This is a genomic window from Bacillus sp. ABP14, from assembly GCF_001831375.1.
In the GTDB taxonomy this organism is placed as follows: Bacteria; Bacillota; Bacilli; order Bacillales; family Bacillaceae_G; genus Bacillus_A; species Bacillus_A paranthracis.
The window spans coordinates 4,471,781-4,498,592 of sequence record NZ_CP017016.1 but is presented as its reverse complement, the minus strand read 5'-3'; the positions used below and the strand labels follow the sequence as shown (position 1 = coordinate 4,498,592).

Here is a 26,812-nt window from a genome sequence, read left to right as displayed (position 1 = left end):
TGTAATTTCTCTGCGTGCTTTATTCGTTTTTTTATGCTTTCTATCGTTCTATTACTTAATGGAACGGACATACTGATCTTCTCCATCGTCTTTGACAAAGACTCCTAGCTCATTCAAATCTTTGCGTAAATGCTTCTTTTTTTTCGAGTTTCCTTCTCGAAGGGCATTTCGTCTTTTATATAAAATCGTATTTACACTTTTACTAAATCGCCCATCCTCTAATTTCCATAGACTATAGTCCTGTTTATAAGGATCTTGTTCCACCCATGGAAAACCGTGCAGCAAGAAAATATCTTTAATTTTACGTGGATTTATATCAGATGTTTCACGTAGCCATTCTCGGTCTTCTTGATCAATGACCACCACTTGACGATTCTCTACAAAAACGACTTTTACATTCGCCTTTGTAATTTGTTTTTCTTGCTCATCTTTACTCATATGAATACCTTCTGAATTGATTTTCATCTTTAAAGCTTCACTATAAATAATTAAAGAAAAGAAAATCCCTGCAATAGCGCCAATTGACATGAGGATAATTGAAAGCCAGAAAGGGTTAATAGAATGTAAAAGTTCTATAATTTTTGAATCAGAAAAGAGAGGAATCTTTTTTATAATCTCTATTAATTTAGGTGAAAAATATCCAATAACGCCTAAAAGGATTGGACTTACTATAGCAAGTAATTTTTCTAAAAAACCTAATCCAATGACAGATACCTTTTTCATTTGTAGTTCATCCTTTCTAAATATATATTTTTTCAAAATCAGGGCATTTAAATAGTGAGTTTCTTCACCATTTTTATGAGCTCATCTGAGTAATTTTCTATAGATATAGATGAATTCGCCTTTAGCATTCTTTCTTCGATTGCTCCTAAAATAAATGAAGCCAATGTGTCAATTCGGAAAGAGTTAGAAAAGACTCCATTTTGTTGACCAGTCTTCAAAATATCGAATAACATCGTTCTAAGAGCATCATCTTCTTCGTCGTCTTCGATTCTGTAATAAGGAATATTCTCTTCATTTCTTGCATTAAAGACAATCTCAATTAAGGCAATATTATTTTTGTAATGAGTTTCTTGATAAGCCAAATGTGCTTCAATAAAAGCCTCTAGTTTGTTTATTTCAGATTGGGCTAATAGTACTCGATTGCTAATAAATTCATGTTGTTTCTCAACTAAAAATTGTAATGTCCGATTCATAAGATAAAGCTTATCGTTGAAATGATAAGAAATAAGTCCAGTGCTAATCTTAGCTTTTTTTGCTACCTTCGTTAAGCTTAAGTTGTTATATCCAACTTCTTCTAATGTATCAATACATGCAAGAATAATTTGTTCACGTCTAGCCTCTGCAATAAAAGAATCAGTCACGCTATTCAACTCCTGATTTTTAAAATTTGAATGTATAATCAAAAAATTGATTGGTCGTTCAATTAAATTTTAGTAAGAAATTAGAAGTATGTCAAATGCTTTATGCTTACATCTTGATAAGGGTAATTCGCCTATTGATCAAGCCTAATCCCTAAAACAAGCCCGTTTTTAAGTAAGCCAAGCTTCCGATTCGCCCTGAAAACATACTATAAATGGAATCCCCTCATTTAGAGCAAGGTGAACTTGTTATGAATGATACTAAAGGAGGAATAGAGTAATGAGCGAAAAGTGTGAACACAGACATGATGATTGTAACCGCAGACATGGATGCGGAGGCGGTTTTGCGCTTCTAATCGTATTGTTTATTTTATTAATTATCATCGGTGCTAGCTGCTTCGGCGGAGGCGGCGGTTGTGGTTATGGTGGTTACGGCGGTTATGGCGGCGGCTACGGCGGATATTGCTGCTAATTAAAAACTATTGAAAATGGCCTTGTGCAATACGCACAAGGCCATTTTATTCATATTTTGATATGCTGTGATAACTTATTAATGTACAGAGAACGGATTAAGAAGAAGAAAATGATCTCGATAATCCCGAAAAAGGTGAGTACAATTAATAACTCTTTTAGTAAAGAAAAAGCGAACATGCTTTGTAAAAATTTAACCGCAAATAATGTGTGAATACCAGCAACGATGTAAGGAACGAAAAATAAAATTCCTAATTGAATCGTTGCGGAGCGAAACATTTCTGATTCTGTTAAACCAAGCTTTGTAATGGTAATGTATTTTTGTTTTTCATTTGTTAAGTCGTTATACATACGGAAGTATAAAACACTAGCTGCACCGATAAAGAAAATAAAACCGAGAAATGCCCAAATAAAGAATTGAGCGACCGCATTTCCTTTACCGTAAATGAGTTCATCCGTAGCCGTATGTATGAAGAAAGGAGCTTGAGCGTTCTCTTCTGTATGCTTTTCGTAGAACGTACGTGCATCACTACTAATAACACGTAACATATTTTTGGTTGGAACTATTGCATTTTCCCAGTTTTCTACGAAGTAGTTGTAGATTACGGTTGTTTCAATATGAGGAATCATATTATCAAATACATAATCTTGTACGACAACTAAATGTGGGAATGCAAAGGATGGTTCGATCCCCTTATTAATAAACCCTTTAATATAAAATTCTTTTTTATTAGACCCGAGTGTAATCGTATTTTGCTTTGCAAATGGATTAGATACAAGATCGAGAAGTTCTGGTGAGTGGCGAGAAATAATATACACTTCTGTAGAATCGATTGTTATTTCCGACCTTTTCAATTGTTTAGCAATTGCGTTATAATCACTCATCTTCATAAGCATAATGTCTTCTTTTGAAGCTGTATCTTTTAATACTGTAAACTTATATTTTCTGTAAGGAAAATTATTATTTGTAAGTTCAGTTTCAATTGTAGTAATATGCTTTTGTTCAAGGGAATTGTCACCTTCTGACGTATAAGTGAAGGGGACAGGATGTCGCTCTAGTACTGATGCTTTCGTATTGTTATTAGCAGCAAATAATCCAATAATAATCGTAAATGCAAGTGCAGATAGCATAGAAACGATAAAGAGTACATTAATATTACTGCGGGTACGAGAAACTAAATCTGAAATCCATAACATATTTATTTGTTTTAAATAAAACTTTCTACGCTTCTTTAAAATATAGATAAAAAGAAGAAATGTTTGTGAAAAGAATAAATATGTCCCGACTATTACGAGTGGTAAAATAGATAACATAATAAAAAAGACAGATCCATTTTGCACATTTTTTTCCGTTACGTAGCCTCGCGGATAACCAGCGATATAATAGCATAGCCCTAAACAAATTACAGCAAATAGTGAAATGAGTATAGATGGTTTCTTTTCGCTCTTTTCTTTGTTAACGCCCTTAATAAGCTTCGTTGTTTTTCGAGTACGAATAAACATTGGTGTAAACGTAGAAACGATTAAAAATAAAATGATAAACGTTACGGTTGTAACGATAATCGCTTCTGTTGGCCAATATAAATAAAGGCCTTTCGCACTTGTTAATTTTGAAGTGACTAATAAGAAAAAGTTAGAAAATACAAGACCACCTTGAATGCCGATGAAAATAGATAATAGCCCGATTATCATGTTTTCAGTAAATAAAAGTTTTTTTAATTGTCTCTGTGAGATACCGAGAATCGTGAGTATCCCAAATTGCTGTTTCCGAACATTTAAAAATGTTCCAATTGAATATAAGAGAAAGAAGAACGAGAACATAACGATCACAAGCTGTGCTGTACTAGCTAAGTTCATTAGAGGATCCCGATCTTGAAAGCCTTGTACACTTTGTAAGCGCGGATGATACGCGTATACAGTAAATGAAAAGAAAACCATTATCGAAAACGCACTACTTACAAAATAAGCGAAATATGCTTTAGAATTACGCGAGACATTTTTAAATGCGAACTGCCAAAATGTCATCCACGTCTTCCTCCTAATAATGCTAAAACATCTAATATTTCTTGATAAAACTTCTCGCGATATAGCCCGCGGTGTAGTTCGTTGTAAAGCTCGCCATCTTTAATGAAAATGACGCGGTTACAATAACTCGCTGCGAATGGATCGTGAGTAACCATTAAAATTGTTGCATCTTCTTCTTTATTTAATTTTGTAAATAGCTCCATTACGTCAATTGCCGCTTTTGAATCCAAGTTTCCTGTTGGTTCATCTGCAAGTAGAAGTGAAGGGTGATGAATAACAGCACGAGCTACTGCGGTACGCTGTGCTTGTCCGCCAGAAACTTCAAAAATACGTTTATCCAAAATATGATCAATTCCAAGTTTCTTGGAAATGTTATCAAGCTTTTCATCCATCTCCTTTAATGGAACATTATCTAATGTTAAAGGTAGTACGATATTTTCACCGATTGTTAGTGTATCTAGTAGGTTAAAGTTTTGGAAAACAAATCCTAACTCTTGGCGGCGGAAAATAGCTAACTTCTCTCTACGAAATGTGTGTGGTTTTTTTCCGTTAATCACGACATCACCAGCAGTCGGAGAATCAATTGTAGAAATAACGTTTAAAAACGTAGATTTCCCGCTACCAGATGGTCCCATGATAGCGACAAATTCACCTTTATCTACATGTAAATTTATATTTTTTAAAGCTGTATGAGGGACTTTTCCCTCATATACTTTTGAGACGTTTTTTATGTGTAATACTTCTTCCATAGTAATCACCTTTCTATCTTTTAAAACTTAATGTGTTGTGATAATTTTTGCATATAAAAGGAACGAATTAAAAGGAAAAATAAAATTTCAACTGTTCCAAAAATCATAAGTACGACTGTAATCTCAGCGAAGAACGAGAGATGTAAAACTTCTTGTAACATCTTTGTCGCGAACATCGTATGGATGGATGCCATAATGTAAGGCACGAAGAAAAGAATCGCAAGCTGAATTGTCGCTGAACGTTTCATTTCAGTTTCCGTTAAACCAATTTTCGTAATCGTTATATATTTTTCTTGCTCATTTGTTAAATCTGTATACATCCGGAAGTAAAGAACACTGCCAGCTCCGATAAAGAAAATAACACCTAAGAAAGTACCAATTAAGAAAAATGAAGCGACATTTAGTTTTGTTTTATATAGAGAATCGCTCGCTTCACTTGCATGGAAAGGCGGGTGCTCTGCTTGAATTGCTGCATTGTCGTTATGGATTTTTGTTATAAACGATGAACCGATATTATGTGCTTTTTCCCAATCTGTAACTTTGAAGTTATATACACTCATTTGCTTGGAAACGGTCGATAAGGCTTCTACATTTTCATCAGATAGTATAAGTAATTGGTATATTAAGCTGTTTGGGAATGGACTATAACTTTTATATTCTTTCACGTGTAGTTGTAAATTGTTTTGAGTAAGTGTAAGAGTATTTTTCTGTTCTTTATTGTGAAGTGTTCCAATAACTTGATCATCTAAGTCTTTCATAAGAATATAAGATTCATTCTTATTCACCGTGAGTTTTTCCCAATTTAATGCTTTAGCAAGTACATTATAGTCACTTTGTTTAATTGCGTAATAGAGTTGCGTATTATTTTCAGCTGAAGATACTTCATATATATCCGTTTTAAATTTTGTATAAGTAAAGTGTTCTTCATTAAACTTCTGCTCTAACCAGTTTAAATGCTCATCCGCTAACGTATTTTCAGTATGTGATAAATATGTAAAAGGAAAAGGGTTTTCCCTTATCGCATCAAACTTTGTAAATTTCCCAAAACCGTATAAGAATGTAATCATTGTAAAAGCGAGTGTTGATAGCATCGCTACAATAAAAAGCATGTTAATGTTTGTCCGAATACGTGATGCTAAATCAGAAATCCAAAGCATATTAATGCGTTTCATATAAAACGTTCTTCGCGCTTTTAATATACGAATGAGTAAAAAGCTAATTTGCGAGAAGAAAAAATATGTTCCAGCTGCAATAAGCGATGGGATGACAAATATACTAGAGACGGCATATAAAAGTCCAATGATATCACCTAGCGACAGAAAATATAATGGATTTGCGGCTAATGCATATCCAGATATTAAACATGTTGCACCAAATAGAGAGATGAGCACAGATGCTTTTCTTTCTTTTTGTTTTGTTCCTTCTTTTAAAAGACGTACAGCTTTTCTCGTACGAATGAGCATCGGTGTAAAAGATGATACGAGAATAAAGAGTCCGAGAAAGATGATGATAGTTAAAATAATGGCGCTTGTAGGCCAATATAAATATAAGCCAGGTACATGTGTAATCTTGGCGGTAACTAATAAAAAGAACTGTGAAAAGACAAGTCCAAGTTGAATGCCAAAAAATATAGAAAGAACACCAATTAACATGTTTTCTATAAATATGAGTCGTTTTAATTGTTTTTGAGAGATGCCAAGTACTGTTAAAATCCCAAATTGCTTTTTTCGTACTTTTAAGAAAGTACCGATTGAATATAGTAAAAAGAAAAATGAAAAGAATACGATGACAACTTCTGAAATTGTCATTAATATGTTCAGAGCATAATTTACGTCTGTCATATGCAATTTAGGATGAAATAAGTAAACTGCAAATGAGAAAAAAATAGCAATGGAAAACGCACTGCTTACAAAATAGGCGAAATAAGCTCTGGCGTTCCGCGAGACGTTTTTAAATGCAAACTGCCAAAATGTCATTCACCTAAACCTCCTAATATAATGAGCATGAAAAAGGAGGGAAGAGATCCCACCTTTTTTATGTAATAACCTTTTTAATGTGTATTAGTATATTGTGATAGCTTTTGCATATAAAGTGAACGAATGAATAAGAAAAATACGATTTCAACGAATCCAAAAATAATAAGAACGGCTGAAATTTCTTTGAACAACGATAAGCCAATTACATCTTGCAGCATTTTCGTTGCGAACATTGTATGAATGGATGCCATAATGTACGGAACGAAAAATAAAATACTAAGCTGAATGGTTGCAGATCGTTTCATCTCTTTATCTGTCACACCGATCTTAGAAATTGTTATATATTTCTCTTGTTCGTTCGTTAAATCGGTATACATTCTAAAATAAAGAACACTACCAGCACCAATGAAGAAAATAACTCCTAAAAATGTACCGATTAAGAAGTATGCAGCACTACCAGATGTTATTCTATATAACGATCCTGCTGATTCAAAGGATCGAATAAGAGGTCCTTCATACTGGAATTTGTTTCGATCTTTTTGCACTTTTTCTATAAAATTATCAGCAATCTCATACGTCTGTTCCCAGTTTTGAATTTTGTAATTATATGCTGATATATGCTTTACCGTGTTAGGTAAGTTGTTCACGACAATATCAGGCAATACGATCGTTTGATATGAAAAGTCAGATGGAATTGCACTGATATGTTCATAGCCTTTTACTTTTAATTTCGTATTTGTACTAGAGAGTGTAATGTAATCTCTTTTATAGCTTTGCTCAAATTCATTGAATATAGTGATATAAGACGTCCCCGTTAAAACATATGCTTCGTTATCATTTATAAATAGTTGTTTCATTCGTAAAGAATTCGCAAGCTTGTTATAGTCACTTTGCTTAATTGCGTATACATCATCATAAATAGCTACATCTTTATCTTCTTTTAGTGGTGTTTTATATATATCAGCTTTTATTTTCTTATAGGGAAAATGTTCTTTTTGTAATTGTTGCTCAAGCCAATTTAAATGCTCTGTAACAAAAGGATTCGCATCATAAGAAAAATAAGAAATTGGGAAAGGCGAAGTTCTATTAACGTCTAGCTTAATAAATTTTCCGAACCCATATAGGAACGTAATCATTGTGAAAGCGATAGTAGATAGCATTGCTACAATAAAAAGCATATTAATATTCGTTCGAATACGGTTTGCTAAATCAGAAATCCAAAGCATATTAATCTGTTTCATATAAAACTTTCTTCTTTTCTTTAAAATATAAATAAGTAAGAAACTAATTTGTGAAAAGAAGAAATATGTACCGATTGTAACGAGCGTTGGAATGACGAAAATACTTGAAACCATATATATAACACCTATTTGTGGGCTTACTGATACGAAATATTTAGGATTTCCAGCTAACGCATAGCCACCAAATAAACAAATCGCACCAAATAAAGAAATAAGTATGGACGGTTTTCTTTCTTTTCGTTTTTTACTATTTATTTTTAAAAGGTGTACCGCTTTTTTTGTACGAATGAGCATCGGTGTCAATGTAGATACAACGATAAAAAGACTAAGGAAGACGATTGTCGTTAAAATAAACGCGTTAATAGGCAAGTATAAATATATGCCCGGTACGTGCGTAATTTTTGCTGTCACTAATAAGAAAAATTGCGAGAAGACAAGTCCAAACTGCATGCCGAAAAAGATAGATAAAATACCGATTAACATATTTTCCATGAAGACGAGACGGTGTAATTGTTTTCTAGATATTCCTAAAACGGTCAAGACGCCGAATTGTTTTTTTCTAACTTTTAAAAAAGTACCAATGGAATATAGTAAAAAGAAGAAAGAGAAAAATACAATTACTACTTCTGAAAATATCATTAATCCTGAAATTTCAGAGACCATGCCAAATTTTTGTAATTTCGGATGGAATAAGTAAACAGCAAATGAAAAGAAAACGGCAATCGAAAAAGAACTACTTACAAAGTAAGCAAAATAAGCTCTCGAGTTGCGCGTGACGTTTTTAAATGCAAATTGCCAAAAGGTCATAAATTATACCTCCGGTTAGAAGATATAGAAGTAGTTTTATTGCAAAAAATGTATGAGAGTGAGTTCTCATACATTTTGCTTGCATATGTTACGATCATGCTTCGGTCACCTTCTCCGTATGTTCTGATTGATTATTTGCAGCGTTGTGGAAGATGATTTTAATCGTCGTTCCTTTCCCAACTTCAGAATCTAGTTTGACAGAGTGACCTAAATAATCACAAATTTTACTTACGATATAAAGTCCCATACCAGTAGATTCTCCGAATGTACGACCATTTTTCCCAGTGTAAAACGGTTCGAATACTCGTCGAATATCTTCTTGCGGAATACCAACACCTTCATCACGAACTTCTAAAATAATATCTTTTCCGTTTCGATAAGCGGATAAGAATACTTTCTTTCCGCGCTCACCAGAGTAACGAACGGCATTTGTCATTAACTGATAGATGATAAATTTTAGCCATTTCGCATCAGAAGCAACCTGTAAATCAGAATGAACTTCTAAAACAGGGAAGACTCCGTTTCGGATAAATAGTTCTTTTAATCCATTAATGTTTTTCGTTACCGTATCTTTTAATGAAATCGTCTCAACATGGAAGTCTTCATGGAAGTTATTTAACCTTGCCATGTATAAAGCCATATCCAGTCCTTGGTTTAGACGTTCTAATTCTTTTTTGAATTTCGGAATTAAATGTTCATCTTCCATTTCGAGTACCATAAGTTGCATAACAGAAACGGGCGTTTTCATTTGATGCACCCAGTGATTAATGAATAATTGATGTTCTTGTTGTTTTACTTCATACGATTGTAGTTCTTTTTGGAAGAGACGATACTGCGTGCGCACAAGTTCATTTACACCGTGAGGCATCGGAGCAGTTGCTCTTTCAATAAACGCATCTTCCATTTTTTCTGGTTGTTCACTTAATCTATGGTACATTCTACGATTGCGAACGTAACGATAAGCGAGGAAACAAATAAATAAATATAAGCTTAAAACGACGAAGTAAAATTTATTGTTTTGGAATCCATCTACTGCATCATAAAGAACGAAGATGATACCGAAGTTTAATATGTACAGTAGAAAAAATGCAAAATGATCACGTAAAAATAGCTTCATGCTTATTCACTCCAAGTTGCGTTAAAACGATACCCAAGTCCGCGCACTGTTTCAATAGCATTTTCAATACCAAGCTCATTGAACTTTTTACGAAGACGCGTAATGTTTACGTTTAATGTGTTTTCTTCAACGAAGCTCTCGTCATCCCAAAGGGCAGCTAGTAAATCTTCACGGCTCGCTGTACGAGGGAATTTAGATAATAACATTTCTGCTAAAATAGCTTCTTTCTTCGTTAAAAGAACTTGCTCAGATCCGAAGTGAATTTCAGGACGTTCTGGGAATAGTTTTAAACCTTCTACTTCAACGATACGTTCAGAAATATTTGGCGCATAATCACCGTAAATACGGCGTAATTGACCTTTAATTTTTGCCATTACAACGTCATAGTGGAACGGTTTTGTAATATAATCATCCGCACCGCTTTCAATCGCCATAATTTGTTCCATCTCACCAGCACGAGCTGAAATGAAAATAATTGGACAAGTAGATTCATGACGAATTTGGCGGCACCAGTAGAACCCATCGAATTTCGGTAAGTTTACATCAAGTAACACAAGATGTGGTTTCACTGCGTTAAACGATTCCATAATATCATCGAAATTCTCCGCAACAACAGCCTCATAGCCATACTTTTGAATGTGAGATTGCAGTAATGATGAAATATTTGGATCGTCTTCAACGATTAAAATTTTATACATATGTATATTCCTCCTAAAAAAACAATTGTAGCTATAGTGTATCATGTGTTTCAAGTCTTTTCATTATGTTGAAAGATAAGCTAATAAACAGTATAGGGCAAAAGCGTAAAAAGTAAAAAGGGCCTCGTATATAATTGACAATCAACTGAAATCATTTTAACATTTAGATAAATATCTAAATGTCTAATTATCGAAAGGAAGAAAGACATTGAATCAAGCGTTCAAAGCATTAGCAGATCCAACAAGGCGAAAAATTTTAGACTTGTTAAAAGAAGGTGATCTAACCGCTGGTGAGATCGCTGAACATTTCAATATGACAAAACCAAGTATTTCACACCACTTAAACGCACTTAAAAATGCTGAACTTATTCAAGATGAAAAGAAAGGGCAATTCGTTGTGTACTCTTTAAACACAACTGTATTTCAAGATTTATTAACTTGGGTGTTTACGTTTACGAATAAGGGGGAAGAGGGGAAATGAGGAAGCATATATTTCCGTTATTATTAATTGCTTTAACGATTATTGCATGGTGCGTTGCTTGGCCGAATTTACCAGAAGAAGTTCCGAGTCACTGGAATGTTTCGGGTGAAGTAGATGGACATATGTCTAAAATGGGAGGTATGATTTTTGATGTGGCAATTATGGTTTTTATATATGCTTTATTGACTGTATTGCCTAAGATAGATCCGAAGTATAAGAATTATGATAAGTTTTCTAAGGGGTATAATGTAATAAATTATAGTGTATTAATCTTATTATTTTTAGTAAATATCATTGGAATTGGAGCTGGATTAGGCTATGACATTCCAATGAATAGTACACCGCATATTCTTGTTGGTCTTTTATTTATAGTTATAGGCAACTATTTACCACAATGTAAACCGAATTATTTTGTAGGCATAAAAACACCGTGGACGTTAAGTAACGAAGAAGTATGGAGAAAGACACACCGTTTTAGCGGAAAAGTGTTTGTTGTATTAGGGGTTATTATGATTTTAAGTATTTTTGCCCCCGTAGCGTGGAAAGGTTTCCTAATCATTGGAATTATTGTCGGGGCAGTAGGATTAACGATGGGATATTCATATGTTGCTTATAAAAAAGAAATAGGGGCCTAATAAAAAATTATGGGGGAGAGAGGATGAAAAGACACGTATTACCATGGAGTTTAATTAGTGGCATTGCAATTGGATGGTATATTGTATGGCCATATTTACCAAAACAAATTCCACGCCATTATAATGCTGCAGGAGTAGTAGATGGATATTTTTCTAAAATAGAAGCAAGTTCATTCTCGATAGGTAGTATGGTAGTGCTCTATATGATATGGCTAGTTTTTGGATTCATAAAAGATAAGTCTATACAGCAATCCAAAGTTCTTTCAGCGATTAATTATGCTATTCTCTTTATCGGATTTGGATGTAACATATTTGCACTATTAGCAGCGTCTAATTATATTGCATCGGGCTCAATTGCATTTAATTTTGGACTTGGAACATTGTTTCTTGTATTAGGTAATTACATGCAACAAACGAAGCCGAACGGGTTAGTAGGCATTCGAATGGACTGGACATTAGAAAATCCTGTAGTTTGGAGAAAAACACATAGATTTGCTTCGAGGGTATTTGTAATAGGTTCACTTTGTATATATGCCGGGGCTTTGCTTCCAGATCCATTTAATATTTTTATGGGGATTGGAATCATATTAATATGTATTATCGTATCAACAATAAAGTCATATAGCATTTATAAAGAAGAGTTGAAAATGTAAATAAAGCTGCTTTTCCTTTTAGGGAAGAGCAGCTTTGTTTTTTTATCACTTCTTCAAAACCGGTATCCAAATTTCACTTTTAAAGTTTGGAGAGGATGTATCTTTCTGTTCATTCCACAATATCTCCGGTCCTTCCGCTAGTTCATAGTTCGAAGAAGGGAACCATTCAGAATAAATACGTCCCCATACATTTTGTAGTGCATCAGGAAATGGACCGACAGCTTCGAATATAGCCCACGTTGAAGCAGCAACTTCAAGTTGTTTAAACTGCTCTGGACAATCCTTTGTTGTGGTTACTCCAATATAATGATCGAGTTCTCCTTTTTCCTCCATTCTTCCTTCAGAAAAATTAGTAGAAGCACTAATAATTCCAGTAGGTTCCATATTTGAAAGGGACTTTAATGTTTGAATAGAATCTGGGTTTAAACTTTTCCACATAGAAGCGATTTCTTCATTTACACCGTTAAAAACGATCGGTACTCGTTTTGTAATACCTATAATTCGAAATGGCTCTTTTTCTTCAATTCGATAGTTCATTTCATTTCCTCCTTGAATGGATAATTGGAAGGTCATTGGTGAATAGGCTTTTAGGGAATGACTACTATTTCGGGCCTCTGAAGGTGTTATGCCGTGCAAGTTCTGAAAGGCACGCGCAAAAGAATCTGGTGAGTTGTACCCATATTTGATAGCGACATCAATGACTTTTGCATCGCTATTTTTTAGTTCAAAAGCAGCGAGAGTAAGACGTCTACAACGAATATATTCTGATAGTGATATGCCAGCTAGAAAAGAAAACACTCTTTTGAAATGATATTCCGAGCAGTAAGCTAGCTTCGCAACTTCTTTAAAATTAATTTCATTTGTTAGGTTGTTTTCAATATAGTGCATTGCAGCATTCATATTTTTAAGTGAATCCATATGATGACCTCCTCTGTACATAGAATAGCAGGAACGAAATAGCTCCATCCGACATTTCGTGCACAACTTTGTAGGGTACATTTTGTACCTTACAAAATTGTAATGTTCCTGTAAGGAGAATGAATGGATGGCATGATATCCCAATGTTATAGTAACAAAGTACTTTGATTCATTAGGTTAAATTTTGATTTCTTTGCTTACTGGTCTTACATAACTGTCATGTTTGTGTAAGAAACATCGATAGTGGCAAGAGTAGAGAATGTATATAGTGAAAATAGAGAATAGATGAAATGAGGGATGTCGAGATGAAAACAGTGTTAGAAGCAAAAAATATTGAAAAAGTATATGACACAGGTGGTAATAAATTTGCAGCGTTAAAAGGTATTAACTTACAAGTAAAAGAAGGTGAGTTCGTTGGAATTATGGGACCTTCTGGTTCTGGTAAGACGACTTTACTAAATGTTCTTTCTACAATTGATAATGCGACGAACGGTGAAATTTTAATTGATGGAAAAGATATTGTGAAAATGAATGATGATAAGTTAGCGTTATTCCGCCGCGATCATTTAGGTTTCATCTTCCAAGATTATAACTTATTAGATACGTTAACTGTAAAAGAGAACATTGCGTTACCTCTTGCGTTATCAAAAGTGAAAGCGAGTGAGATTGATCGCCGCGTTCTTGAAATTTCAAAGAAATTCGGTATTGATCATATTTTAAGTCAGTTCCCATATCAAGTATCAGGCGGACAGAAGCAGCGCTGTGCGGCATCACGTGCAATCGTTACAAACCCAAGTATGATTTTCGGGGACGAGCCAACCGGAGCGCTTGATTCGAAATCAGCAACAGATTTACTTGAAAGTATGAAGTCGTTAAATGAGTATGATAACTCTACAATTTTAATGGTAACGCACGATGCATTTGCGGCAAGTTATTGTAAACGAGTTATTTTCATTAAAGATGGTGAGTTATATAAAGAATTGCACCGCGGCGAGTTAACGCGTAAACAGTTCTTCCAACAAGTCGTTGATGTAATGTCTTCTATTTCCGGAGGTATGGCTGATGACCTTATCTAGCATTGCCCTCCGCAACATACAGCGGAACTTTAAAGACTACTTTGTATATTTTGCATCTATGATTTTTAGTATCGTTATTTACTTTACATTTAAAGCACTGCAATATAATTCACAAATGGAAAAAGCAGCGGAAGCTTCTAAAAAAATTAGCGGGGCATTCCAAGTTTCCAGTGTGATGCTTATTATTTTCGTAGCGGTGTTTATTATATATTCGAACGGTTTCTTTACAAGAAAACGTAAAAAAGAAGTTGGACTCTATTCCTTATTAGGTATTCGTAAAAGACAAATTGGTAAAATGCTCTTTTATGAAAATATGTTAATGGGATTAATGTCATTAGTAATCGGGATTGCGATTGGTAGTGTCCTTTCAAAATTATTCCTTGAGTTATTAGTAAATATGATGGGATTAAATTTAAATGTTCATTTTGAAGTACCGATAGCTGCCATTATTGATACAGCACTTATTTTCTTTGTGATTATTTTATATACATCACTTCAAGGATATCGTTTAATTTATCGCTTTAAGTTAATTGAACTTTTCCGTGCAGAACGTGAAGGAGAAACAATGCCAAAAGGATCTGTCATTATGGCATTCATTTCAGTTTTCTTAATCGGTTCAGGTTATTTTTTAGCGCTAATGTACATGAAAGCAGTTATGTATGCAGACTTTATGGTCGTTGCATTATACATTTTATTAGCGACAGTAGCAGGGACTTATTTACTGTTCATGTTCTTCACAGTATTTGTATTGAAACGTGCAAGAAATAATAAGTCAGCATTTTATAATGGTATGAATATGGTAACGACATCGCAGTTACTATATCGTATTAAAGGAAATGCGAAATCACTGGCGACAATCGCTATTTTAAGTGCAGTTACATTAACAGCGGTTGGTACGTCAGTTACGATGTATTACAACACATTTACGCAATCAAAAGTTGCTGCACCGTATAGTTATTCCTATGAGAAAAAAGATGCAGCATTAGATAAAAAAGTAAATGAAATACTTGCTGGAGAGAAGAATAATCATCCAGTCACATATGAATCAGAAGTTGAAATGATTCCTGTGAAAGGAACATTTAAAGGTGAAAGAGCTGATCAAGTTCTGAACACACACTATAATGTTACGAATCAGTACCAGCTTATTTCTCAATCAAGCTTTAATAAACAGGTGAAACATTTAGATGTAGAACCTGTAAATTTAAGTGCGAATGAAGCTTTCGTATATGATAGCTTATATATTGAGAAACTGGATTTTGGTCCTCTTTATACAGGAAATACAGCTGTAATCCCTGTTGGAAATGAGGCAAAAGAATTAAAAATTAAAGGTGTGAATAATAGAAGCCTTACAAATTTAAATGAATTATTTGTAATCGTTCCTGATAAAACATATGAGCAAGTGAAACAAGTAAACGAAACGCGCACTGTAAAAAATATTGATGTAAAAGGTGAGCGAAATAGTAAAGAGCTAACAACAAAATTAGCAAGCATTATGCCAGCTGCTGAATCAGAAGTTTTAAAACCATTTAACGATTTCTATACAGGATTCCAAATGGGGCTTGAAACGACAGGCTTAATGATGTTTATTGGGTTATTCTTAGGATTAGTCTTCCTATTAGCGACAGGCTCAATCATTTACTTTAAACAATTAACAGAAGCAAGCGCTGACCGTGATCGTTACATTGTCCTTCATAAAGTTGGGGTAACGAAGCAAGAAATGAAGAAAGCTATCGCAAAACAAGTAAGCTTTATCTTTGCGATTCCGTTAGTAATCGGTATTTTACACAGCTTATTTGCACTAAAAGGTTTATCAAATATATTACCATTTGAAATTATGATTCCGCTTCTAATTAGTATCGGAGTATACGGCGCGATTTATATTGGATATTACTTCTTAACGGTTCGTTCTTATTATAAGATTGTGAGTGCGAAGTAATAAAGGGGCAGCTATCGCTATAGGCGATAGCTGTTTTTTTATTCTTCATAAAATCTTAAGAAATCTCCTCAATTTTTGTTAAGAAACGATAGTTATACTTAAAAACAAGTTAAAAACTATCGAACGAATGAGGAGAGGTTTATATGCAACTCATAACATTCTTACACGAATTTATTAAACATCCGAAACATACTGGTGCAATTGCGCCAAGTTCAAAAATATTAGCAAAGAAAATGGTAGATGTAATTGATTTTAATAAGGCGAAGTGCATCGTAGAGTTAGGGCCTGGTACAGGGGTTTTTACGAAAGAGATTATGAAGAGAAAGAAGCAGGACACAATATTTCTTCTTATTGAAATTAATGAAGTGTTTTGCAAAGAGTTAAAGAGAAAGTTTAAAGATGAGCAGAACGTCATTGTTGTACACGGTTCAGCTGAAAATATAAAGAAGTATATGGAAGAGTTCCATATAGAATGCGTTGATTACGTCTTATCGGGATTGCCTTTCACTTCTTTGCCAGAAGAAGTTTCAAAACGCATTTTAAACAATGTAATGGAAGCGATACATGAGAATGGGGAATTTATTACATTTCAATATTCACTTGTGAAAAAAGGATTTATCCAGCACTTCTTTCCTAAAATTACACTAGAAAAAGTGTGGCTCAATTTCCCGCCAGCTTACATCTTTAGCTGTAAAAAAGAGCTAAGGAGAGCATATGCATAATGGAATTACATGAATTATTATCTTATATTGAACAATACGGTTATTGGGCATTATTTTTCTGTTTATGGTTAGGTATTATCGGTATGCCAATTCCAGATGAAATGATTGTAATGAGTGGTGGATTTGTATCGTCACTAGGAATATTAAGTGTCATTCCTGCATTTTTATTAACGTATTTAGGCGTTGTATCAGGGCTATCTTTGGGTTATATATTAGGAAAAATATTTGGTGCAAAAGTACTTCATAAGCTAATGAAAAAGAAAAAGGCGAAATATCTTTTGAAATCTCAACAAATGGTAGAGAAATATGGTCATTATGCGTTAGTTACAAGTTACTTCATACCAGTTGTAAGACATATTGTACCGTATGTAGTTGGAATGAATAACATGTCATTTAAGGCGTATGCTTTGTATTCCTATACGACAGGGTTTGTTTGGACACTCGTTTACTTTGTGCTCGGTTCTTTATTTGGGCAACATATTGAAAGTATTGTAGCAGTTGCGATAGAGTATGGTGTGTATTTTGGCGTAACTGTCGTTTTAATTGGCAGTTTGTTTTATGTAAAAAGAAGTGCGGTAGTTAGTAAGTAGAGGAGGCTGTTCCAAAATACATTTTGGAACAGCCTCTTTTGTTGTGCGGTTCTACTGTCAGTTTTTGTTGGTAAGTCGATATATTGAAAAAATTGTCGATATAATTTCATGTACCTAGATGTGGTGCCACGTTTCCTCTACATTAAGAAAAAGTTAAGAAACCGTACGAGTTTTTATTAAGAAATGCGCTCTATACTTAGAAATGTTCTCAAGAAAACATAATGAAAGGCGGAATATAGATGAAAAGATTTATTTTTGGATCATTACTTGTTATCGTCGCAGGAGCGGCATATTTATTAAGTGGGAGTAAGCTATTAGATCGGATGAACCCATTTCTTGATATAGAGAATCATTACGCAATTATTGATAATGATGGAAAAGAATTAGGCGGAAATAAAGGCCGTGAGTATACGGTGAAAGCTTACGATATGGATGGGAAGGAAAAAGAAGTAACGATTGATGGAGTAGGTGAATTACAAAAAGGTTCGTATTGGCACGTGCTTACAAGAGGAAAGGTTTTACATGACAAAGTGCAAGTAAAGATAGATAAACTTCCTGATGGTGCAAAGGCAAAGTTAGGATTGTAAATATAAACCCGATTCTTGATGAGAGAATCGGGTTTATTATTTTATGGTAAAATTTAGAGGGGAGGAGTGAGAGGTATGCTACTCGTTGTTAGTCTTATATTAATTGGGATTATGTGCAGTATGAGGGTAGTATCTTTACATATGATAGAACGACAAAAGATAGAAGAACGATACGTATATTGTCCAAAATGTGATACGAAAATTAGAAAAGGAAATTCTGCACCTTTTTGTTCGAGATGTAATTTAATCTTTTAAAGAAGTTAAAAAGGCAACAATGAACTTAGCTTCATCAATTTATTAAATATTTGAAAGCCTGCAGTGGAACAACTGCAGGCTTTTTTTATGATTATTGAACTTCTTTTTAAGAAAACATTAAGAAACCCTAGCACTATTTATTAAGAAAATGTATCTATACTGAATTGAATTCTGTTGCTTAAAGAGAACATAGTGAAAATTATGTTCTCTTTCGCCTTTTTATCATTATTTATTTTCTAAAATTCGTTCAACATCATGTACACTTAATTTACTTGCCTTAGCAATCGTTTCAAGTGGTATACCAAGGGCATACATACTTTTAATCATTTGAATTTTTCCCTGTTGAACTCCTTCTTTTCGCCCTTGTTCAATACCTTGTTCAATACCTTGTTCAATACCTTGTTCAAGTCCTTTTTTCATTCCTTGTTCCATTCCTTGTTCCATTCCTCGTTCCATTCCTCTTTTTATTCCTTCTGTCTCAGCATGGGCAAATTTTGCTGCTTCATCCATTAAAACTTTCTCTCTTGCGTCATAGGCTTGTCGGAAAGATGAATCTTGACTCATACGTTCCCATTTATTTATCGCTTTTTGTAAAATAGGATCTTGGTTCATCGCAATATCCTCCAATAGTTTAGTTAAGTGCTCATCCTCATTTGCTGAAAGCAATAAAAGCCAACGAACAAATGGATCTTTCCACGGATTTACTTTTTCTTCATGCCATTGTTCTGTTAACTTTTGAATTTCTACAATGTGAATCTCTATGTCATCACTCAAGAGTTCCTGTTGTTCTGTATTCCATAATGTGCCCGTTGTATGAAATTCTTTGTGATCTAAAAACATTATGAAGTTTAATAAGTTTATGGTGATGGTTTTACGAAGTGCACTGTAGGGCATACCTTTTTGTAACTGAGATGTGTATAATTTTCCCCAATAATATAAACTGCGTTTCATCATATCGTGATTATTATTAAGCTGTATTTCTACATTTACTTTTGTCCCTGTGTCTAATGTTGCTGAAATGTCTAGAATTGATAATTTATCATTTGCGTGTTCTCGGTGTAAATGTGGATCTTCTAATTGTAGAGAAGCAATAGGTGACTCTAAAGACTCTTGTAACATCGCGTTTAAAAAGGCAATGAGAATATCTTCACTACCATTCGTACCAAACAATTGTTTAAATGCAAAATCAATGCGTAAATTCACTAATTGTTGGTTGAACAAAGGTTGTCCTCTCCCTTATATGAAGGTGCTTCTTTCCTTCATTTTATCTAAAAATAACTAGAGGATGCAAATAGACCCTTCTGCTATTTTTGAGTAGGATTATTATAAAATCAGAGGTAAGTATAGCTATGTTATACTCTAGTAAAATTGAAAAGTTTATATCGAGGTGAAGATGATACATATGCAAAAGGATATTTTAAAACTATTAGATAAAAAGCAAAGTAACTATGAATTTCCTGCCTTTGATAATGAATATATGGATATTTCACAAGTGAAATTCTCTCTTTTCTTTAAAGATAATAAAGATTGGTTAATGGTATTTCAGGTTGTCGGTGTAGGTTCATTAGGTGTATGTAATGATATTCAAGTATATGGAGATAGAATAAACTATTCAATTGGTGATGATGGAATTTTGCAATTAAATGATGGAGATTATGAATTATTTGATGATGAAGGTAATTTTATACCGGATATTTATAACGGCAGTTTAAAAATTCGCGAACATCATTTTGAATATGAATTTACAGAAGAGGATTATATAAATAATGGAATAGAAGTACAAACGACAGAGCATTATCCAACATACTTCATGCGTATGCTTGCTACTAATGAGGAAGCTAAAAAATTATTGTGGTGGGATAAAGAAGAAATTTTAGAAGAGTTCGGTTTAGAAGGCGACTGGGAAGTAGCGTATGAAACGGAAGAATGGAAACATGTTGAAGACGAAAAAGTAAGTGAAAATGAATTCTTCCAATCAGTAGCCGCTGCAATAGAGAAGAAAGATCCAAGTGTTATCGTGAATAAGGATTGTAATACGCATTGGAAAAATTGGGTGGAGTTTGATTATGAAAACTCATATTAAAAATGAAAGCGTAGATTAAAATATCCTTCTAATAAAAAAGACGAGCTAAAATGTTAAAACTTTAGCTCGTCTTTTAGTATTACACAACCGCAGGATTATAAATCATCGTAAAGTGTCCTGGTAATAATTCAATGTGACAAGGTGTATGAAGCGAACTTTCTCCATCTGTATCTACTTCTTTTTCTTCTTCTGTTTCAATATGAATGGATTTCGCTTTTACGTGGAAGATGTCATTTTCGTTTGAGTCTTCAAATAGTTTCTTTCCGATGTAATCTTTAAATGCTTGAATACCTGTTGATTTGACTACGAAAATATCAAGTGTTCCGTCGTCACATTTTACGTTCGGAATAAAGGACGGGATGCCGCCAAGATATTCACCGTTTCCAACCATAACAAGGACAGCTTCGTCTTCATATACTTGTCCGTCGTACGTAATTTTTACTGGGAATGTTTCAGCATTTTTGACAGTTCGAATGGTGCTTAAGTAATAACCAATTTTACCAAGCTTTGCTTTCTCTTCTGCATCAATATTGTTTGATACTTCAGATACGAGTCCAATGCCCCAGAAGTTTAAGAAGTGTTGTCCGTTTGCTTTTGCAACGTCAACTGGTTTTACGTGTTCCTGTGTGATTAGCTTTGCTGCTTCTGCAATGTTTTGCGGAACGCCGAGTGTGCGAGAGAAGTCATTGCAAGTTCCGCCTGGAATGATTGCAAGTGTAGGTCTAGTTTCAAGAGGTGCTAAGCCATTTGTGCATTCAAATACAGTGCCGTCACCACCAAAGACGATAATTAAATCTACTTTACTAGCAAACTCTTGGCAATATTTTGTTGCATCACCTTGCTTTTTCGTATGAAGGATATGTAAGTCAGGAAAAGCTGCGGCAAGAGGTGGTACGATTTTCGTTAAATTTGTATGTAAGTCGCCTTGTCCAGCTTTTGGATTTACGATGAGGAGTACTTTTTCAAATTTTGTCTTTGTCATTTTTTTCTCTCCCTTTATCTTTTACGAATTGTGATAGAAAATAAACTTCCACCAGTAATTGATGAAAGTTTATTTTATTATATTATTCCGTTACAACTGAAGCGATAAATGGTAAGTTACGATATTTTTCTGCACAGTCGATACCGTAGCCAACGATAAATTCGTCTGGAATTTGGAAGCCAACATATTCAGCTTTTAAGTCCACTTTACGACGCTCAGGTTTATCAAGTAGCGTACAGAATTTTAACGCTTTTGGTTTATGCATAAAGAAGTGATCTTTTAAGAAGTGAAGTGTTAAACCAGAATCGATAATGTCTTCTACGACAATTACGTTTTTGCCAGTAATGTTTACATCGATATCTTTTAATAGTTTTACTTTTCCAGTTGTTTCTGTTTGATTTCCGTAGCTAGATGCAGAAATAAAGTCGATTGTTACATCGTTTTTAATGTGACGAATTAAATCAGCAGCGAATACGAAAGATCCTTTTAATACAGCGATTACTACGATTTCTTCTCCCTCAAAATCACGTTCGATTTGAAGTGCTAGTTCTTTTACTTTTTCTTGTAATTGTTTTTCAGAAATTAAAGTGTCTTTTATTTCAATATTCATTGGAGTCCTCCTACAGTGTAAAACTTGCGAACATTTCGACTGTAAAGGATAGAAAGGAAAAAGTCAAAGAAGATATAAGTTTTTTACAAAAATACCCACAAAATAGTCAGATGATATGATATACTGATTATATTAAGAAAACGCTTCCATGAAGGGTGATTATGATGAAAAAGAAAGAGTATACAAGTGCAACATTTATAAAAGCATTGCTATTAACAATTGTTCTTGGCCTGTTGGCTTATATAATTGATGTACCAGCGATTCGGATTTCACTAATTGGAATGACTTTAGTATTAGGTGCAATTTCTCATGGTATGATGTCGCAGCTACAAGAAGCTGGACTTGATGATATGAAAGATCATATAGATAAGAAATAAGAGACCTTCACATAGGCATAGTGAAGGTTTTTTTGTTTCTTACAAAAATGTAAGGTAGTTGTAAGACAAATCGATAGTTGCATAGTAGTGTTTTGGATAAACTATGGGTGTAAGGTAAAAGGCAAGCATATTTTAGGTAAATTAAGTTTTAGGTACTCTATATGTGAAAAAGGAGTAGGAGGGCATGGAGAAACGTTGGACGACCTTTTCTTTTTTAGCAACTAGCAACACCGTAATGCTAGCTGGCGAAATTGATTTTTTGCACTTGTTTGATCGAGAAGACGATCATTCTTCTTCTAAATTTACAATGAAATGGAATAAATGGAGCGAAAGTTGTAGATTTGAAGAAGAGGCCCCTAACGAAGAGCAAAAGATTATTTTGACAAATCCTATTAAAGCGTGGGGTGTTCAACGTCGTAAGTGTAACGTCAAAAATCACTTAAAGAAAACTGAGCCGAGACAATTAGTTATCGCTCCGGCCCGTTCTACTTCTAAATCACGCGAAAGTAACATGTAAATAATTGAGACACACACCCGAAAAAACATCGTACATATTGCGATGTTTTTTTCTTTTTCTACAATGAAATCTTTAAATGAAATATATTTCATCTGCATCTTATATTTATATCTCTTGCTTATTCTAGTAATACATCCGATGCGAGTTGATGAGAATAAAATATAAGGAGAGAATGAAAATGAAAAAGAAACTATTACCAATCTGTGCAATGGCACTTTTAGCAGTAGGATATTCTTCAGTAGCAAGTGCCGATACTGGAACAGTAACAAAGGAAGATGCAGCGCAAGTACAACAAGATAAGGCTAAAAAAGAAGAGGCGATTAAGATACAGCAAAAGAGTGATGCAGAGAAAAAGCAAGCGGCGCAAGTACAAGAAAAAAGTGATATGGCTAAAAAAGAGGAAGCAATAAAAGCTGAGAAAAAAAGTGAAGAAGAGAAAAAGAGAATAGCACAAGAACAGTTAAAAAACGATATGGCCAAAAAAGAAGCAGCTAAAAAAGAAGTAGCAAAGCCAGTTGTACAAGGTGAAAAATTACCAAATACAGCATCAAATAATGTAGCAATGATGGGCCTAAGTGCATGTCTTGTAGCAATCGGTACATTATTTGGTTTGAATCGCCGCAATAAAGTTAAGGCGTAATTAAAATATTGTCCTATAAAGAATGAGATAATTTCATATATTAAAAATGGTAGGTTATTCCTACCATTTTTGGCATGGAGGGATGAAACATGAAGTTACTCAATTATATCGGTATCATATTGATGGCTATAGGACTATTCATGGGATCCTATTATGCTATGGAATGGTATAAAGGAAAAAGCTCTGCCGGGCAATTAACGGCAGAAGAAATAAAGAGCCTTAAAAATATACAATATACTCAACTTTCTCGTGAAACACCTGTAACTTCTCAAGTGCCTTCTTCTCAAACAGAACATAAAGAAGGAGAAAAGGTAGCGATGTTAAACATACCAAAAATAAAGAAGAAGTTTTCTATATATTGGGGAGCGGATGATACGACTTTGAAAAAAGGAGTGGGTATGTTCGTTAGTGATGTAACGACAACTCCATCTGGAGGGGGACATACTGTACTGAGTGGACATCGAGATACTGTATTTACAGATTTAGGAGAGTTGAAAGAAAAGGATACCCTTGTTTTAGAGTATGATAATAAAACGTACACATATGAAATTCAAAAGACATGGATTACTCATGCGGATGATCGTACTGTTATTATAAAAAAAGAAGAACCGATATTAACACTGACAACTTGTTACCCATTTGATTATATAGGGAATGCACCAGATAGATATATTATCGAGGCGAAGTTAATTGGCAGTTATTCAAAGTGAAATTATAGTTTCTGAAAGCGAGAGGGGGATATATAAGTTATGTCAAAAAACATTTTAATTGTTGAAGATGAAGATATATTACGTGAAATATTAAAAGATTATTTTTTAAGTGAGCAATATGTAGTGTTTGAAGCGAGGGACGGGAAAGAGGCCTTAGTTGTATTTGAAGAAGAAGAGATGGATTTAGTTATTTTAGATATTATGTTGCCAGAACTTGATGGGTGGTCGGTTTGCCGAAGAATTCGAAAGACATCCGAGGTGCCTATTATTATGCTAACGGCGCGCGTAGATGAAGACGATACGTTACTTGGTTTTGAACTTGGGGCAGATGATTATGTGACGAAGCCGTATAGTCCGCCAATTTTATTAGCAAGAGCGAAAAGGTTGTTAGAAAGCAGAAAAGTGACAAAGCAACTTTTAGAGAATGAAGATGATACATTATCAATCCACGGCATTCACGTTCATTTTCCGTCTCGCACTGTTACGGTAGATAGAACCGATATTAATTTAACGCATACAGAATTTGAAATATTAGCGTATTTCATGAAAAATCAAGGAATCGTTTTAACGCGAGAGCAACTCATTTCAAGAATTTGGGGATATGAATTTGCTGGTGATGATCGAACGGTGAATAGTCATATTCGTAATTTAAGAAATAAATTAGGAGAGAAAGCAAAGTATATTACAACTGTAGTACGAACAGGTTATAAATTTGAGGGCAATGTATGAGGAAAGGAATTGTACTAAAATTATTTACTCTTACAACGGCATTATGCATGTTGATTTTAGCGACGATATTTATTGGACAAACGATATTTTTTAAACAATATTATGCGAATCGAAAAGTGGAAGATATTAAAGTGAATTTAAATTCCTTTGAGAAGAATTATTTAAATTATGCAGGAAATGCAGAAGAAATTCAAAAACTAGAGCAAGACTTTTTAAGAGAAAATAATACGTGGATTACGACATTAGATAAGAACGGGAATTTAAAACATGCAGATGATTTTTATTTTGAAGTAATGATAGATCGTAGGCAACAAAAGAGCTTTGGACAACAAATATTTAAAATTCCCTTAGGTAATCTCGTCAATATAGAGGAAATTGATAATAAATTATCAGAGCAGTTTTTAGGGCAAGAAATTTATTTTTCTGGAGTGAGAAAAGAAGATAGTTTTATTCCATTCTCTTTTTCTTTATCTAAGCAGAATTTAAGTGGATCTAATAAACCGTTAGAAAAAGCATTTCAGGAGAAAAAGAGAGCAGCTGAGGAACAACTTGTTAAGGAAAAGAAACCAGCTGTTCAGGAGCAAGCTGCTCAAGAATCAAATGTTTACATAGGAGGGCGTGTTACGAAAGTACAGTTTCCAGATGTAAAAGGCCCCGTAAATTCAATTTATAAAAACACTTTATTTTTGGATAGTATAAAAGAATTTCAAACGGATGTGTTACTAAAAGAGAGTAATCAAATAGAGTATTCAACAAAGACAATGGACTATGAAAAGAATGATATAAAATATAAATTATTAATGAAACCAATAAAGGAAAAAGACGGATCAGTAACATATATTTATGCGATGGCTTCTTTACAGCCCGTAGATGAAGCTGTACAAATGGTGCAAGATTATTACATCTATATCATTGCATTTGTAGTCGTTCTTATTTTTTTAGCTTCGTTCTATTATTCAAAACAAATTGCAAAGCCGTTATTAAAAATAAATGATACGACAAAGAAAATAGCGCATTTAGATTTCACAGAACAAATACCGATTACTTCAAAAGATGAAATTGGTGATTTATCGAAAAATATTAATGTATTATCCAATAAACTCCATTCCCATATTGGACAGCTAGAACAAGATATTGAAAAGGAAAGAAAATTAGAAAAGACGCGGAAAGAATTCATTTCTGGTGTTTCGCATGAACTAAAAACACCGCTCAGTATTATGAAAAGCTGTATTTCTATTTTAAAAGATGGAGTAGCTGAGCATAAAAAAGAGTATTATTTTCAAGCAATGGAACGAGAAGTAGATAAAATGGATACGTTAATTTTGGATATGCTTGAGTTAGCTAAGTTTGAGTCAGGTACATATAAAATGAAAAAGGATCCATTTTATATTGATACAGTAATGGAAGATATATGTGAACACCTTTCTGTAGAAATAGAGAAAAAAGAACTTCGTGTTCATAAAAATATAGGTCCATTTGAAGTAGTCGCAAATCAAGGCCGGATTGAACAAGTCATCGTGAACTTTATTACGAATGCCATACGTTATACACCAAATAAAGAAGATATTATTATTTCTACAATAGATGAGAAGGATCGTATAAAAGTGTGTATTGAAAATAAAGGTACTCACATTGAAGAAGAGCAATTAGATAAAATTTGGGATCGTTTTTATCGCGTGGATGCAGCTCGTCAGCGTTCGCAAGGTGGAACAGGTCTTGGGCTTGCCATTTCAAAGAATATTTTAGAACTACATGATGCTGAATATGGAGTGAAGAATACAGAAGATGGTGTATTATTTTATTTCTACTTATTGAAAAAAGCGTAGATGATGCATGCTACGCTTTTTTAATTTATTTTCATATTAT

General features: G+C 33.9%; 29 protein-coding genes. 17 read left to right on the top strand and 12 right to left on the bottom strand.

The genetic code is table 11. The annotated features are described in order from the left end of the window. Positions 1 to 51 precede the first annotated feature (51 nt). The gene (locus BGI23_RS23510) at positions 52 to 723 is read right to left on the bottom strand and encodes a YqeB family protein (RefSeq protein ID WP_070807049.1); all 672 of its coding nucleotides are present in this window, start codon (positions 721 to 723) and stop codon (positions 52 to 54) included. A 47-nt stretch (positions 724 to 770) separates the two neighbouring features. After that, entirely contained in the window at positions 771 to 1,364 is a 594-nt protein-coding gene (locus tag BGI23_RS23505) for a TetR/AcrR family transcriptional regulator (protein WP_070807048.1), read from the bottom strand. 277 nt (positions 1,365 to 1,641) lie between these two features. On the opposite strand from BGI23_RS23505, the gene BGI23_RS23500 reads away from it, so the two are divergent. Further along, positions 1,642 to 1,833: a YjcZ family sporulation protein gene (locus tag BGI23_RS23500; protein WP_001290393.1), complete on the top strand. Its 192-nt coding sequence runs from the start codon at positions 1,642 to 1,644 to the stop codon at positions 1,831 to 1,833. A 50-nt stretch (positions 1,834 to 1,883) separates the two neighbouring features. Here BGI23_RS23500 and BGI23_RS23495 read toward each other — a convergent pair whose 3' ends face one another. From BGI23_RS23495 to BGI23_RS23470, 6 genes are all read right to left on the bottom strand, one after another. Next, positions 1,884 to 3,857, bottom strand: a complete 1,974-nt coding sequence (locus BGI23_RS23495) for an FtsX-like permease family protein (RefSeq protein WP_070807047.1) — start codon at positions 3,855 to 3,857, stop codon at positions 1,884 to 1,886. Next, positions 3,854 to 4,606 (bottom strand): ABC transporter ATP-binding protein, encoded by a 753-nt coding sequence (locus tag BGI23_RS23490; RefSeq protein ID WP_000393244.1) that lies wholly within the window; start codon positions 4,604 to 4,606, stop codon positions 3,854 to 3,856. The genes BGI23_RS23495 and BGI23_RS23490 overlap by 4 nt, the downstream gene beginning before the upstream one ends. 20 nt (positions 4,607 to 4,626) lie before the next feature. Next, complete coding sequence (locus BGI23_RS23485) at positions 4,627 to 6,582, bottom strand: ABC transporter permease (protein ID WP_000144899.1); 1,956 nt, start codon at positions 6,580 to 6,582, stop codon at positions 4,627 to 4,629. 74 nt (positions 6,583 to 6,656) lie between these two features. Then, positions 6,657 to 8,630, bottom strand: coding sequence for an FtsX-like permease family protein (locus tag BGI23_RS23480; RefSeq protein WP_000145041.1), 1,974 nt, complete (start codon positions 8,628 to 8,630; stop codon positions 6,657 to 6,659). 94 nt (positions 8,631 to 8,724) lie between these two features. Continuing rightward, positions 8,725 to 9,747 (bottom strand): sensor histidine kinase, encoded by a 1,023-nt coding sequence (locus BGI23_RS23475; RefSeq protein ID WP_000765332.1) that lies wholly within the window; start codon positions 9,745 to 9,747, stop codon positions 8,725 to 8,727. Between the two features lie 2 nt (positions 9,748 to 9,749). After that, positions 9,750 to 10,445, bottom strand: a complete 696-nt coding sequence (locus tag BGI23_RS23470) for a response regulator transcription factor (RefSeq protein WP_000276737.1) — start codon at positions 10,443 to 10,445, stop codon at positions 9,750 to 9,752. Positions 10,446 to 10,653: 208 nt separating this feature from the next. Between BGI23_RS23470 and BGI23_RS23465 the strand changes: the two genes are divergently transcribed. Genes BGI23_RS23465 through BGI23_RS23455 form a run of 3 tightly spaced genes read left to right on the top strand, consistent with a single transcriptional unit; the run spans position 10,654 to position 12,214 of the window. After that, the gene (locus BGI23_RS23465; RefSeq protein WP_001070526.1) at positions 10,654 to 10,926 is read left to right on the top strand and encodes an autorepressor SdpR family transcription factor; all 273 of its coding nucleotides are present in this window, start codon (positions 10,654 to 10,656) and stop codon (positions 10,924 to 10,926) included. Continuing rightward, positions 10,923 to 11,561: an SdpI family protein gene (locus BGI23_RS23460; protein WP_070807046.1), complete on the top strand. Its 639-nt coding sequence runs from the start codon at positions 10,923 to 10,925 to the stop codon at positions 11,559 to 11,561. Before BGI23_RS23465 ends, BGI23_RS23460 begins: the two co-directional genes overlap by 4 nt. Before the next feature lie 23 nt (positions 11,562 to 11,584). Further along, positions 11,585 to 12,214 (top strand): SdpI family protein, encoded by a 630-nt coding sequence (locus BGI23_RS23455; protein ID WP_000820682.1) that lies wholly within the window; start codon positions 11,585 to 11,587, stop codon positions 12,212 to 12,214. Positions 12,215 to 12,259: 45 nt separating this feature from the next. Here BGI23_RS23455 and BGI23_RS23450 read toward each other — a convergent pair whose 3' ends face one another. Further along, positions 12,260 to 13,132, bottom strand: a complete 873-nt coding sequence (locus tag BGI23_RS23450) for an AraC family transcriptional regulator (RefSeq protein WP_070807045.1) — start codon at positions 13,130 to 13,132, stop codon at positions 12,260 to 12,262. Positions 13,133 to 13,437: 305 nt separating this feature from the next. Here BGI23_RS23450 and BGI23_RS23445 point away from each other — a divergent pair, with 305 nt between their 5' ends. From BGI23_RS23445 to BGI23_RS23420, 6 genes are all read left to right on the top strand, one after another. Then, positions 13,438 to 14,208: an ABC transporter ATP-binding protein gene (locus BGI23_RS23445; RefSeq protein ID WP_000859654.1), complete on the top strand. Its 771-nt coding sequence runs from the start codon at positions 13,438 to 13,440 to the stop codon at positions 14,206 to 14,208. Continuing rightward, entirely contained in the window at positions 14,195 to 16,144 is a 1,950-nt protein-coding gene (locus BGI23_RS23440; protein ID WP_070807044.1) for an ABC transporter permease, read from the top strand. Before BGI23_RS23445 ends, BGI23_RS23440 begins: the two co-directional genes overlap by 14 nt. Positions 16,145 to 16,287: 143 nt before the next feature. Beyond that, complete coding sequence (locus BGI23_RS23435) at positions 16,288 to 16,866, top strand: class I SAM-dependent methyltransferase (protein WP_070807043.1); 579 nt, start codon at positions 16,288 to 16,290, stop codon at positions 16,864 to 16,866. Further along, entirely contained in the window at positions 16,866 to 17,456 is a 591-nt protein-coding gene (locus tag BGI23_RS23430) for a DedA family protein (protein WP_070807042.1), read from the top strand. Before BGI23_RS23435 ends, BGI23_RS23430 begins: the two co-directional genes overlap by 1 nt. Positions 17,457 to 17,695: 239 nt before the next feature. Then, a complete protein-coding gene (locus BGI23_RS23425; protein WP_000819356.1) occupies positions 17,696 to 18,043 on the top strand; it encodes a YxeA family protein in 348 nt (115 codons plus the stop codon). A 75-nt stretch (positions 18,044 to 18,118) separates the two neighbouring features. Then, entirely contained in the window at positions 18,119 to 18,298 is a 180-nt protein-coding gene (locus BGI23_RS23420) for a hypothetical protein (RefSeq protein ID WP_014481772.1), read from the top strand. Positions 18,299 to 18,523: 225 nt separating this feature from the next. Here BGI23_RS23420 and BGI23_RS23415 read toward each other — a convergent pair whose 3' ends face one another. Further along, on the bottom strand, positions 18,524 to 19,519 hold the full coding sequence (locus tag BGI23_RS23415; protein ID WP_070807041.1) for an Rpn family recombination-promoting nuclease/putative transposase: 996 nt from the start codon (positions 19,517 to 19,519) through the stop codon (positions 18,524 to 18,526). Positions 19,520 to 19,700: 181 nt separating this feature from the next. Here BGI23_RS23415 and BGI23_RS23410 point away from each other — a divergent pair, with 181 nt between their 5' ends. Next, positions 19,701 to 20,381, top strand: a complete 681-nt coding sequence (locus tag BGI23_RS23410; protein WP_070807040.1) for a DUF7003 family protein — start codon at positions 19,701 to 19,703, stop codon at positions 20,379 to 20,381. A 79-nt stretch (positions 20,382 to 20,460) separates the two neighbouring features. Here the strand turns inward: BGI23_RS23410 and BGI23_RS23405 are convergent, their stop codons facing one another. Both BGI23_RS23405 and hpt read right to left on the bottom strand, forming a co-directional pair. Continuing rightward, the gene (locus BGI23_RS23405) at positions 20,461 to 21,363 is read right to left on the bottom strand and encodes a diacylglycerol/lipid kinase family protein (RefSeq protein ID WP_001976004.1); all 903 of its coding nucleotides are present in this window, start codon (positions 21,361 to 21,363) and stop codon (positions 20,461 to 20,463) included. 82 nt (positions 21,364 to 21,445) lie between these two features. Continuing rightward, a complete protein-coding gene (gene hpt / locus BGI23_RS23400; protein WP_070807039.1) occupies positions 21,446 to 21,973 on the bottom strand; it encodes a hypoxanthine phosphoribosyltransferase in 528 nt (175 codons plus the stop codon). Between the two features lie 161 nt (positions 21,974 to 22,134). Between hpt and BGI23_RS23395 the strand changes: the two genes are divergently transcribed. The 6 genes from BGI23_RS23395 (at position 22,135) to BGI23_RS23370 (ending at position 26,772) form a co-directional block, all read left to right on the top strand. After that, positions 22,135 to 22,350, top strand: a complete 216-nt coding sequence (locus tag BGI23_RS23395; protein WP_029141217.1) for a hypothetical protein — start codon at positions 22,135 to 22,137, stop codon at positions 22,348 to 22,350. Positions 22,351 to 22,534: 184 nt separating this feature from the next. After that, positions 22,535 to 22,867 carry a hypothetical protein gene (locus BGI23_RS23390; protein WP_070807038.1) on the top strand — a complete coding sequence of 111 codons (333 nt, stop codon included), beginning with the start codon at positions 22,535 to 22,537 and terminating at the stop codon, positions 22,865 to 22,867. A gap of 178 nt (positions 22,868 to 23,045) precedes the next feature. Then, positions 23,046 to 23,507: an LPXTG cell wall anchor domain-containing protein gene (locus BGI23_RS23385; protein ID WP_070807037.1), complete on the top strand. Its 462-nt coding sequence runs from the start codon at positions 23,046 to 23,048 to the stop codon at positions 23,505 to 23,507. Between the two features lie 89 nt (positions 23,508 to 23,596). Further along, entirely contained in the window at positions 23,597 to 24,217 is a 621-nt protein-coding gene (locus BGI23_RS23380; protein WP_070807036.1) for a class D sortase, read from the top strand. Positions 24,218 to 24,256: 39 nt separating this feature from the next. Next, positions 24,257 to 24,946, top strand: coding sequence for a response regulator transcription factor (locus BGI23_RS23375; protein ID WP_070807035.1), 690 nt, complete (start codon positions 24,257 to 24,259; stop codon positions 24,944 to 24,946). Beyond that, positions 24,943 to 26,772 carry a sensor histidine kinase gene (locus BGI23_RS23370; RefSeq protein WP_070807034.1) on the top strand — a complete coding sequence of 610 codons (1,830 nt, stop codon included), beginning with the start codon at positions 24,943 to 24,945 and terminating at the stop codon, positions 26,770 to 26,772. Before BGI23_RS23375 ends, BGI23_RS23370 begins: the two co-directional genes overlap by 4 nt. Positions 26,773 to 26,812: the final 40 nt, after the last annotated feature.